Raw genomic sequence first — 11,963 nt, 5'->3', positions numbered from 1 at the left:
GAACGGAAAACGTTCTTGTGGGTGGAGACCTATTAACAATAAATCAGCATGATCTTAATGCAGTTTGGAAAGACAAATTGCAAAATCCTATTCCCTAACCTGATTTTTTCATCCCCAACCTTAAAAATAGCAATAAAATCAATAGGTTACATGGACAAAAAAAGAACTGGTGGGCGTGACAGGGATTGAACCTGTGACCCCTACGATGTCAACGTAGTGCTCTCCCGCTGAGCTACACGCCCATTCAATAATGGTGTATACGCGCATACTGCATATAGAATTATAAACGTCAATGTCTGATTTAATTTTTTATTTGGTTAAATGCAGATAATTTACAGAAAATGTTCTGTTAAGCAGCTATAAGTATTTTTTCAACTTCGCTAACTAATTCACGTAAATGAAACGGTTTAGAGAGCACTTTAGCATCGGGAATGGTATCACTATTTGAATTTAAAGCAACTGCTGCAAAACCTGTAATGAACATAACTCGTAAATCAGGATCAATTTCAGTGGCACGTCGTGCTAACTCAATTCCATCCATTTCTGGCATCACAATATCAGTGAGTAGAAGAGAAAATGGCTCTTCTTGTAGACGTTTATATGCACTAGCACCATTATCAAAGTCGATGACTTCATAACCTGCACGTTCTAGTGCTTTTACTAGAAAGCGACGCATATCATTATCATCTTCCGCGAGCAAGATTCGTTTCATGATTATGTCCAATTGCTCCATTTATCAGTTTTTCGCTATACTGGTGTATACGATATAAAGTATTTATAAAAAAGCGGTAAAATGTTTTATAATTAGAATGAATAGCAAAATGGTTAACTCTTTCATATTTGTCAAGGATACATAATGTTGTTCTTAGTTAAAATATATATGACATTGGAAGAAGATCAGGCATTTTGTATATTTTGAGTTTTCTTAGTTGCGTGTTTTGTTTTTAAATTTTTCTCATTTTGGGCATATTTAGTTTTAAAGTTTTACAGATATATTGGTTTTAGAGATCGTTAATACTAATAAATCAGAGAGTTAGTATATTAATTTTCTACTTTAAAACGTCATATATAAAAACAATATTTGAGCTGTCAGTATTACCTGTTTTTAGTAATGTGAATTGTAAGATATGTAAGTTTAATCCCAATTTTTCCTCACCGAATTTTAATTATTCAAAGAGAAAAAAATAGGAGAAGATAGGTAAAAACTTTTTTACTGAAATTCTTAAATCAATGCAAAAAGCTATATTTTCCTTATCACATAGCGTTAAAACCAAGAAAGAACTTAATATTAAATTGTGATAGTGAGGAAGAAATAAGAAACAGTTATCCTTATTTTTGCTCTCTTTTATGAATTAAAATACAAAAGAGTTGAAATGGAAAAGATTGATTACCAAATAAATATTACAATCGCCATGATGGGATTGTTGGTTTGTAAGAATGTCTGCCATTTGGAGACTTTATAAATTAATTATAGTCGCTCTAAAGGAGGGCAATTATGCGTCAAGTAGATTTTTCACCATTCTATCGTTCAACAGTAGGTTTTGATCATCTTTTAAACTGGTTTGATTCCAGAACACAACCGGATGATGTTTCTTCTTATCCACCATATAATATTGAGCGTTTAAGTGAGGACTCTTATCGGATTTCTATGGCTGTTGCTGGTTTTTCTTTAAATGAAATCGATATTGAAACGCATTGCAACCAGTTAACTATTAAAGGTGAGAAAATACCTGAAAATAATAATGAAGGGCGAGAATTCCTTTATCGAGGAATTGCTTCGCGTGCTTTTGAAAGGCGTTTTCATTTAGCTGATCATGTTAAGGTCATAGGAGCAGAATTAAGAGATGGTCTTCTTCATATCCAGCTTAAAAGAGAGATGCCGGCTGAATTAAAACCCAAGAAGATAGTTGTACAACAAGCGTCGCCATCTGTTGCTAAAAGTAGCAATGGTCATAATATACATAAAGCGAGTTTAGAAATTGAAACAACGGAATAGATTATAATTTTTAAAGATACTCAAAAACGCGAGGCAAAAGTTTCGCGTTTTTTATTTTCTGCTGGTAAAAAAGTTATTTAATTAAAAGTGTTTGTTGCGTAAATAATGATTGTGAATAATAGCATTATTTACAATAATACAAGATAATAGAGATGGATTAAATGTAGCTAAAGGCAGGATGATTTCTGTAGATCAATTAGTAACTGTGATAAATATTATAACTTACTTCCTAATAGCTATTTATATGAGCAACGATTTTTTGATAGTTCAATAGAATGTTTGATAAGGCAGCAAGATATTAGATTAGAGTAAGCGCGTTTATTATATATACTAAAGTAGGTATCAAAACGATTATTCTGATTTGAAAAAATGTATATTTCTTACTTTTTATAAGTAGAGCAATAAAAAATGGTCGGAGCGGCGGGATTCGAACCCACGACCCCTTGACCCCCAGTCAAGTGCGCTACCAGGCTGCGCTACGCTCCGAACTGTCCAAAACGACTAAACGACTGTCTCTTTAAAGGCAAGAGAAAAAATAAACAGAGTAAAATCTAATGAAACGCCTTTTTTCTGCTTTGAGAAAAAGCTTAAAAAAGTAAAAATGAGATTTTGGTACTTCATCTCGGAGTAGATTTGAAATAAGAAAACAAAGCTCAAGTTTACAGAAATGGTTAAACGTTCCAATTTGTGTCTTGTTATTTTGTTTTAATGTATCAAAAAATGAAATTATTGTAGATAAAGTCATTGAAAATACTTGTTTGGTAAGGGAAAAGTGAACGATGGGTCGTTCGGTAATAAGTTTAACAGAAGCTGCAATAGATCGCATTAAAGATATTATGAAAACAAAAAATGCATGTGGTATTCTTATTGGCATCAAAAAAGGTGGCTGTGCGGGAATGGAATATACAATTACTCTCGCAAAAGAAGAAATGCACGATGCAGATGTTGTTGAAATTGATGGTGCTCGCGTTTTTATTGCGCGCGATGCAATATTGTTTTTATTAGGAACACAGGTAGATTATGAAGTAACCACACTTCGTTCTGGTTTTATATTCAACAATCCCAATCAAATTTCAGCATGTGGGTGCGGTGAATCAGTAGAGATTCGTCCTGCTTCACAAAATAAATTGAATGAAATATATGAAACTCATTGAGTTTTTAGTAAAGTAGGGGGGCCGTTAATTTATTTTCTTATTGTGTATTTTTAGCTTCATTCCAAAGAGCTTCCATTTCTTTTAAAGATACATCAATCAATTTTTTTGACTGATTTGATAGACTTTCTTCAATATAGGTGAAGCGATTTCTAAATTTTATATTTGTTTTTTTTAATGCCTTTTGGGGATCAATATTCAAATGGCGTGCAAGATTAAGTATGGCAAAATAAAGATCACCAAATTCAGCTTCTATTTCTAAAGCTTTATCAGCGTTAATTGCTTCTTTAAGTTCATTGATTTCTTCTTTTATTTTTTTGAAGACTTTATCTTTCTCATACCAATCAAAGCCTACTTTAGCAGCCGTATTTTGTAAAGCGAGTGCTTCTCGATCTGCTGGTTGAGTTTGCTTTACTTGTGCAAGATAGCCTGTTGGTGTATCGTCTGGTAAACCTGCCTCTTTGAGCCGTTGTTTCCGTTCAGCTTTTTCTATTTTTTTAATATGTTCCCATGTATCCTCTGGGAAATCTAAGTTTCTTTGTTCTGCATTTCCAAAAACATGAGGATGGCGGCGAATTATTTTTGCAGTAATAGCATAAACAACATCACCAAAAGAAAAGCTACCTTCCTCCTTAGCAATCGCAGCATAATAGACTATCTGTAAGAGAAGATCGCCCAATTCATCACAAAGATCTATTCGGTTACCTCGCTCAATGGCATCAATAACTTCATAAACTTCTTCGATCGTATAAGGTATGATAGATTCAAAAGTTTGTTTTATATCCCAAGCACAACCACTATCACGATTTCGTAACATCGTAATAATTGTAATAAGGTCATTAATATCTTTTGATGCTAACACTGCTGTCTCTTTTGTGAGGATGATATGGGCACATTATTCACCCCAGCGTCTATGAAACCACATCCATTGTCCGGGATATTCACGCACCCAAGTTTCAACAATATCATTTAATTTTTGCACAGAGGCATTTATGTCAATTTCATTTTTGTCATCAAGTGGAAGTTCCATACGCTCATATAACTCCAAACGATAACGGCCTCCAGCTAATCGGATACAACGTGCTGGATAAATATCACAATTGTATTGCCGGGCAAGTTTTATAATTAAGGGATTAGTTTTAAGTGGCCGATTAAAAAATGTACTAGGAATGCCTCGGCGAAATTTTTGATCAACAAGCATACCAACATTTTCATTTTTTGCTAATTTTTCTGCTAATGCCCAAGTTACATGTGCTGCAGATGGTAAAAGATGCCCCATAGAATTTTGTCGAGCTTTCAAAACTCGATCTGCAATGTAAGGGTTGTTGGGTGGTCTAAATAACACTGTAACATTAAGATCAAAGCTTTGTGCACATATAGGAAGAAGCTCAAAGTTTCCGGTATGCGCTGTGAAAAAAATATGAGGCTTTTTTTCATTTTTTAATCGTTGAAATATTTCAGCGCCACTAACTTCAATTAAACCAGGTTGGATAGCATTGGGATCAAAATCAAAAATTTTATCAAGAAAGATATATTCGACAAGAAGTCGCCCCATATTTTCCCACATCTCTAGTGCAATTGCATGTAATTCTTGTTCCGTTTTTTCTGGATATGCAGCTCTAAGATTTGCAAGTGCAATTTGATGGCGAGATACAAGAGGACCAAATGTCTTTGCTAACCAGGAAATAAAAGAAAATCCAATGTTAATAGGGAGATGTCGTAAAATAGCTAGAAAAGCAATAAGCAAATGTGCCCACAGCCAATTTACAGAATTTTTAATAATGATTTTAATGCGATACATTAAAATTTTTATAAAATACTTTATCATGATTTAGTCAATTTTTAGGATAATTTTACCAAAAACATCACGGCTTTCCATTCGTTTTAAAGCTGTGTCTATCTTATCAAAGTCGACAATCGTATCAATAATAGGGGACACAATCCCTTGTGCCATTTTCTGCATAGCATTTGCCATATTTTCCATACGACAGCCAAATGAACCGAATATTTTAAGTTGTTGCTGAAATAGTTGCATTAAATTCATAGGTGCTGAAACACCAGAAGTTGAACCACAAGTTACTAAACGAGCTCCCCGTTTCATACATAGTATAGAGCCTGTCCATGTATCGGCACCCACGTGTTCAAAAACAACATCAACGCCTTTTTTTTGAGTTAATTTGCGGACCACACCTTCAAAACGATCTTTACGATAATTGATCACATAATCCGCTCCAAGGGATTGTGCTTTTGCAATTTTATTGTCTGAACCAACAGTGGTAATGACCGTGCACCCCATAGCTTTTGCAATCTGGATAGCTGCTGAACCAATACCAGAACCACCAGCTTGTATTAAAATTGTTTCTCCAGCTTGTAGTTTCGCGTTATCAAAAAGCATATGCTCTACAGTACCAAAGGTAATCGGAGCAACAGCTGCTTTTATTGCGTCACACTCTAGTGGAGCTGGCACCAATAAACGTGCTGGTAGATTAACAAGTTCACAAGCAAAGCCATCAAGATGAAAACCATAAACACCTTTTACATCACTGCAAAGATTATCACGTCCTTCACGGCAGGGTTTACACACGCCACAGGTTTGTGCACCATAAATTGAAACAATTTGCCCAAGTTGTAGATTTTCAACACCATCTCCCAGTTGAACAACCTCACCAGAAGCTTCTGCGCCTATAATGAGCGGCATTTTTCTTTTAGCAAAGGCCATACCACGCCATCCCCATACATCAATATGATTAAGGGCAACGGCCTTTATACGGACTGTTACTTCATCGGGGCTAGGCGGTGGTGGTGGGGCAATATTAGTGATCTCAAGTTGACGCTCATTGAGTAGTTGCAGTGCACGCATCATTATTCTCTGTTAATATTAATATATTGCTTAAGATTGGTGTTTTCGAAATTTAATCATTAAAGGATTACCCTTTATATGCCGTAATAACAAGACTAGTATTTTGACCGCCAAAGCCAAATGAATTAGATAAAACTGCATTGACGCAAGCTTTACGGCTATAATTAGGAACGACATCCAAAGGGATAGTAGGATCTGGATCATCATAATTGATTGTAGGGGGGAGTATTCCCGATTGGATAGTTAAAAGTGAAAAGACAGCTTCTATAGTGCCAGCAGCAGTTAAAGTGTGTCCAATCATTGATTTATTGGAAGAAACAGGAATATGTTCTAAAATATCTCCAAATACTGTTGATAATGCTAGATATTCCATCTTTTCATTTTCAGGTGTGGAAGTTCCATGTGCATTGATATAATCAATTTCGTTAATTGTTATTTGTGCATCAGCTAAGGCTTTACGGACTGCTTCAGTTGCTGGGGATGCATCGGGTTTTGAACGAGTACGGTGAAAATCATCTGCTGTTTCTCCACAACCTGCTAAAATCCCTAGAACTTTTGCTTTACGATTTAAAGCACTCTCAAGAGATTCAAGAATAAGAGCACCCGATCCTTCTGCCATGACAAAGCCGTTTCGGTCACGGCTAAATGGTTTTGATGCCTTTTCTGCAGGATCATTATGGGTTGAAAGAGCAGATAATAAAGAAAAACGAATAAGTGATTCCGCTGAAACTGAACCATCTGTAGCGATAATGAGTGCGCGATCTGTTTCTCCTCGTCGAATAGATTCCACACCTAGTTGAATTGCTGTTGCACCAGATGCACAAGCGGTTGAAAGTGTAACAGGAAGTCCTTTTGTTCCAAATGTTTTTTGAAGTTTTTCTGCAATTGCTCCAAATTGCGTTGTCTCAAAAAGTGCATACTGGGGTTTACGGCTACAGACTTCAAGAAGATGCGCATAAGAAGGTTCATCATTAGATGTCTCTTCTTGATCAAGAGCAAAACGAGCTTTCCACTCAAGTTCAACAGGGGGAGCTGCTAAGAATAATGGTCCATTAAAATTTGTTTTATCAAGATTGGCTTGCTCTAAAGCTTCTTCTGCTGCAAGATGTGCTAGTTTTTCAGAAAGAGCTGAAGCTCCAATTGTACTTTCTTCAAGAAAATCGACAGTTCCCGCAATAACTGTATTTAACCCTTCAACGGGAAAGCGCGTTATTTTATGAATACCACTAACGCCATTGATTAATTTTTGCCAGTTTTCTTGTTTGCCTTGCCCCAGTGATGTTACAACTCCTGCTCCAGTTATTGCTATAAGTGGACGTCCGAAATGATCGTTATATTCCGTCATAGAAATTCCTTTTAAACAGCAGCTAAGTGCACTATACCTTCAGCTCTTTTTATACCAACTGTAGTGGCTAATGCTTCACGTACTTCTCCAGAAAATGGTTTTTCATGAGCACTCAGTGTTGGAAAGCTAAGTTTTTTCTCAACAGCAATTGCAGCTAATGCGAGCGCTAAAGGAAACTGTGCTTCTCGTAAGTAGCCAAATAATGTTGTCATACCGCGGTAAGGTATATTAGCAGAATCAAGTACACTTTGTTCCGCTTTTGTTGCTTCATGAGAACCTGAAGCACCTGAAATTGTAAAAGCAGATTTAGCCTTTATTGTTTTTAACATTGTAGCAATTGTGTCTTTAAGTGGAATTTTTGTCCTATTTGTTTGATCTGTGATGATTTGGCTGATTTCAGCATAAACACGGGCATTTCGTTTTTTTGCTTGTTCGCCGTTTTCAAGCACTAGAAAAATACCTGCAGAACCGGTTATTATTTCACTACCAAGGGAGTTTTTACGCTCCCAAACTGGGGACCACCCATCGCGTGCTAAAAGGCCTCCAAGTTCATGAGTTAACAACATATCATAGCTTTGAGCATTATAGGAGCTGCCTACTAAAACATGTGTGCTCTGTCCTGCTCGAATTCGGGCAACAGCTACTTGCACAGCAGAAAGCCCACTACCTTCTTCCCCCATAAATGTACGAGAAGAACCCGTTACTTTATGAACAATTGAAATATTACCGGCTAAAAGATTGGATAGTTGTGCTAAAAATAAAGTTGGGCGAAGTTCAGTTGAAAGGACAGAATTAAGCATAGAAGCGTGATTATCTGTTGTGCGTGCTTTAGCGAGAATTTGTGTATCAACAGCAATATCACGTTCGCCTCCACTGGCTGCAACAATCATATCCATTGTTGATGTTAACTGTTCATTGTTTTTTATTCCCGCATCCTCAAGAGCAAGGCCAGCTGCATAGGTACCAAGACGCTGCCATGTTTCCATTTGTCGTTGGTCACTACGTTTTGGAATTTGTAAATTCCAATCGACTTCAGTTAATTTATGGACAGTGTAGGGTGAAAAACTCGTACAATCTAGATTTGGCGTAACTGTAGGGTCGTTCAATTTTTTCCAATGGCAATCAACCCCTTCACCTAAGGAGCTTATCAGTCCTATACCAGTAATGAATACAGATTGATTCTGCATGATACAAGAAATCAATTAGCCTGTTTTAAGGCAATGAGTTCATCAATTTTTGCACAAAGGTTTTTAAGAACAAAATATTCTTCGGTTGCAACTGAACCTTCATTAATTTCTTGAGTCCACTGTTCTAATGGAATTTTAATTCCAAAAGCTTTATCAAGAGCAAAAACGATATCAAGAAAATCCAGACTGTCGATTCCTAAATCATCAATTGTATGACTTTCAGGCGTAATCATGCTGCGATCGATTTCGCTGATTTCCGCAATAACATCAGCAACTTTATCAAAAGTAGAGGGCAATGTGTAATTCCTTATTATAGATTGATAGCTTCATAAAATATTTAAATATAATTCTATCTAGCTTTTTTTACCTAAAAAAAAAAGACTTAATCCAAAATGCAACTGTCTTTTCAATATGAAAAGTGAATTTGCAATGGATTAAGCCCTTACTTTTTGATTGTTTATAAGAAGAAACACTAAATTTTATCGTAAAACACGAGGATTATTTATTTTTATTTGCCTTACTATGAGATTTTTTTCTATTTGCGGCAAGCACTGCCAGTGCTGTCATATTGACAACTCCTCGTGAAGTTACTGAAGGTGTGAGAATATGTACAGGACGTGCGGCCCCAATTAAAATAGGGCCCACATGGAGTGAATCTGTTAGGTTTTTTACAATATTAAGTGTGATATTGGCCGCATCAAGTGTTGGAAAAACAAGCAAATTAGCTTCACCCTTAAGACGTGAATCAGGAAACACACGATCACGAAAAATTTGAGAAAGTGCTGAATCACCATGCATTTCCCCATCTGATTCCAAATCTGGGTATAACTGTGCCAAGATTTCAGCTGCACGGCGCATTTTACGTGCACTTTCTGTATTTTTGGAACCAAAATTTGAATGCGATAATAACGCTACTTTTGGTGTTATACCAAAAGCTTCAACTTCTTGTGCTGCTAAAACTGTCATTTCCACTATCTCTTCAGCAGAGGGATTTTCATTAACGTAAGTATCCGTTAGGAAAAGAGTACTATGTGGAGAGATAAGTAAACTGACAGAAGAAAAACGACTAACATTAGAATCAAGTCCAATAATTTGCTCGATTAATTGAAGATTACGTTCAAAACGCCCTTCTAAACCGCAAATCATTGCATCAGCTTCTTCACGCATAACTGCAAGGGCAGCAATAGCTGTTGTTGATGTTCTTACAATTGTTTTTGCAACTTCAGGTGATACACCACATCTACCTGTATAACGAAGCAATAAATTAACATAATCACGAAAACGTGGGTCATCTTCTGGATTTGTGAGTTCAAAGTCTACACCGGGACGAATTCTTAAGCCAAAGCGTTCTAATCTAGATTCCACTACATGTGGACGGCCAATGAGAAGAGGAATTGCAGTTTGTTCTTCGAGAACAATTTGTGCTGCACGAAGTACACGTTCATCTTCACCATTGGCATAAATTACACGTTTGCGTTTTGCTGTTTTTACAGTAGCAAAAACAGGTTTCATTGTTAAACCAGAGCGGTACACAAAGCGATTAAGGCTGTCGTGATAAGCAGCAATATCTTCAATTGGTCGAATTGCTACACCGGTTTCCATTGCTGCTTTAGCAACAGCAGGTGCAATACGCAGTATTAAGCGTGGATCAAAAGGGAAGGGGATAAGATAATCTGGACCAAAATTAGATGTTTCTTTTGAATAAGCACGTGCTGCAATATCTGAAGATTCTTCACGGGCAAGGGCAGCAATAGCGTGAACTGCTGCTACTTTCATTTCTTCATTAATTGCAGTGGCACCAACATCTAATGCACCACGGAAAATATAAGGAAAACAAAGGACGTTATTAACTTGATTAGGATAATCAGAACGCCCTGTGCAGATCATGGCGTCTGGTCGCACGGCACGTGCTTCTTCTGGCATGATTTCCGGTGTTGGATTAGCGAGTGCTAAAATTAAAGGCTTTGGGGCCATTTTTTTGAGATATTCGGGTTTTAAAACACCACCTGCTGAAACACCTAAAAAAATGTCTGCATTATCAATAATCTCGGATAAAGTTCGTGCATCAGTTTTTTGCGCATAATTGATTTTCCAACGATCCATAAGTGTTTTGCGGCCTTCATAAACAACGCCGTCTAAATCACTAAGCCAAATATTTTCAACTTTTGCTCCAAGATGCACTAAAAGATTAAGACAAGCTAAAGCGGCAGCACCTGCACCTGAGGTAACTATTTTTACGTCTTCAATTTTTTTACCAGCAAGATGTAATCCATTTAATACGGCAGCAGAAACAATAATGGCAGTTCCGTGTTGGTCATCATGGAAGACTGGAATATTCATTTTAGCACGAAGTTGCTCTTCGATTTCAAAGCATTCAGGAGCTTTGATATCTTCAAGATTGATACCACTAAACGTCGGTTCCAATGCAGATACGATTTCTACCATTTGTGCAATATCAGGTGCATCAAGTTCGATATCAAAAACATCAATATTTGCAAACTTTTTGAATAAAACAGCTTTTCCTTCCATGACAGGTTTAGAAGCAAGCGGGCCAATGTTTCCTAATCCTAAAACAGCTGTTCCATTTGATATAACAGCCACTAAATTGGAACGAGAAGTATATTGAGCTGCTAGGTTTGGATCTTTATGAATTGCAAGACATGGTGCAGCAACACCCGGGGAATAGGCAAGCGCTAAATCACGTTGATTACCAAGCGGTTTTGTTGCTTGTATTTTTAGTTTTCCAGGCTTTGGATATTGGTGGTAAAAAAGCGCTGCACTATCAAGTTCAGTTTGATGTGAACTGACATTGTTATTTGATTTTGTAGACATTTTTGTGATATCCAAGTAATATATGTTTATAGGGACATTGCTATTTATAATAAGATTAATGCCCGCTAAAAGATTTTGATATTTTCTAAATATAAAAAGGCATAAATGTGCGCAAATTCTTCTGAATTTTCAAACTAATACACCAGATTAATTTATTTGCATTAATTAATAATTTCATTGACATTAGCATTATTATTTTTGCCTCCTTAACAAATTTTACAGCAATTGATCAGTTTGAAAAGGTCCTAATAAGATAGCGTTAGTGGTTACATTACAGGTAGTTATATTTTTGTAATACTTACAAGAAATGATGCAAGCCTAATGTGATACTGGAAAAAAGATCTAAATTTATGATTGATGTATAGAGGGATGCGAAGATAATACGAATACGCTTAACTATTTGTAATATAACATAATTTAGCATTACTTTTATAATTCTTATGAGAACAATTGCATTTTGGATGAGGTTTGTCATAAGTTTTTCATATTTTAAATTTTCCAATTCGTAATATGCGGGATTGTCATTATTAACTAACAAGGATTCAAAGTAAATGTATTTGGAGTGGATATGCTTTGTTTGTCTTTGTCTATA

The 11,963-nt window shown here is 36.2% G+C and carries 10 protein-coding genes and 2 tRNA genes; 2 read left to right on the top strand and 10 right to left on the bottom strand.

The genetic code is table 11. The features are described 5' to 3' along the window. Positions 1 to 167 precede the first annotated feature (167 nt). Positions 168 to 242, bottom strand: a tRNA-Val gene (locus J7R05_RS05090). Between the two features lie 107 nt (positions 243 to 349). Further along, the gene (gene cpdR / locus J7R05_RS05085; RefSeq protein WP_208431661.1) at positions 350 to 712 is read right to left on the bottom strand and encodes a cell cycle two-component system response regulator CpdR; all 363 of its coding nucleotides are present in this window, start codon (positions 710 to 712) and stop codon (positions 350 to 352) included. A 783-nt stretch (positions 713 to 1,495) separates the two neighbouring features. Here cpdR and J7R05_RS05080 point away from each other — a divergent pair. Continuing rightward, the gene (locus J7R05_RS05080; RefSeq protein ID WP_208541444.1) at positions 1,496 to 1,996 is read left to right on the top strand and encodes an Hsp20 family protein; all 501 of its coding nucleotides are present in this window, start codon (positions 1,496 to 1,498) and stop codon (positions 1,994 to 1,996) included. Between the two features lie 409 nt (positions 1,997 to 2,405). Here J7R05_RS05080 and J7R05_RS05075 read toward each other — a convergent pair. Further along, positions 2,406 to 2,482, bottom strand: a tRNA-Pro gene (locus tag J7R05_RS05075). A 293-nt stretch (positions 2,483 to 2,775) separates the two neighbouring features. Here J7R05_RS05075 and J7R05_RS05070 point away from each other — a divergent pair. Further along, positions 2,776 to 3,150 carry an iron-sulfur cluster assembly accessory protein gene (locus J7R05_RS05070; RefSeq protein WP_010703675.1) on the top strand — a complete coding sequence of 125 codons (375 nt, stop codon included), beginning with the start codon at positions 2,776 to 2,778 and terminating at the stop codon, positions 3,148 to 3,150. Positions 3,151 to 3,187: 37 nt separating this feature from the next. Here J7R05_RS05070 and mazG read toward each other — a convergent pair whose 3' ends face one another. From mazG to J7R05_RS05035, 7 genes are all read right to left on the bottom strand, one after another. After that, positions 3,188 to 4,009, bottom strand: coding sequence for a nucleoside triphosphate pyrophosphohydrolase (gene mazG, locus J7R05_RS05065; protein WP_208541443.1), 822 nt, complete (start codon positions 4,007 to 4,009; stop codon positions 3,188 to 3,190). 33 nt (positions 4,010 to 4,042) lie between these two features. Then, a complete protein-coding gene (locus J7R05_RS05060) occupies positions 4,043 to 4,975 on the bottom strand; it encodes a lipid A biosynthesis lauroyl acyltransferase (protein ID WP_425490159.1) in 933 nt (310 codons plus the stop codon). A gap of 3 nt (positions 4,976 to 4,978) precedes the next feature. Further along, positions 4,979 to 6,007 (bottom strand): zinc-binding dehydrogenase, encoded by a 1,029-nt coding sequence (locus J7R05_RS05055; RefSeq protein ID WP_208541451.1) that lies wholly within the window; start codon positions 6,005 to 6,007, stop codon positions 4,979 to 4,981. A gap of 67 nt (positions 6,008 to 6,074) precedes the next feature. Then, positions 6,075 to 7,352 (bottom strand): beta-ketoacyl-ACP synthase, encoded by a 1,278-nt coding sequence (locus J7R05_RS05050; protein WP_208541442.1) that lies wholly within the window; start codon positions 7,350 to 7,352, stop codon positions 6,075 to 6,077. Positions 7,353 to 7,363: 11 nt separating this feature from the next. Further along, positions 7,364 to 8,539, bottom strand: a complete 1,176-nt coding sequence (locus J7R05_RS05045) for a beta-ketoacyl-ACP synthase (RefSeq protein ID WP_208541441.1) — start codon at positions 8,537 to 8,539, stop codon at positions 7,364 to 7,366. An 11-nt stretch (positions 8,540 to 8,550) separates the two neighbouring features. After that, positions 8,551 to 8,835: an acyl carrier protein gene (locus tag J7R05_RS05040; RefSeq protein WP_078689681.1), complete on the bottom strand. Its 285-nt coding sequence runs from the start codon at positions 8,833 to 8,835 to the stop codon at positions 8,551 to 8,553. Positions 8,836 to 9,037: 202 nt separating this feature from the next. Further along, complete coding sequence (locus tag J7R05_RS05035; RefSeq protein WP_208541440.1) at positions 9,038 to 11,371, bottom strand: NADP-dependent malic enzyme; 2,334 nt, start codon at positions 11,369 to 11,371, stop codon at positions 9,038 to 9,040. Between the last annotated feature and the right edge of the window lie 592 nt (positions 11,372 to 11,963).

Origin of the sequence: Bartonella capreoli, from assembly GCF_902813205.1 — a bacterium.
Taxonomy (GTDB): Bacteria; Pseudomonadota; Alphaproteobacteria; order Rhizobiales; family Rhizobiaceae; genus Bartonella; species Bartonella schoenbuchensis.
The sequence above is the reverse complement of the archived record's forward strand: the minus strand, read 5'-3'. Positions and strand labels throughout refer to the sequence as shown.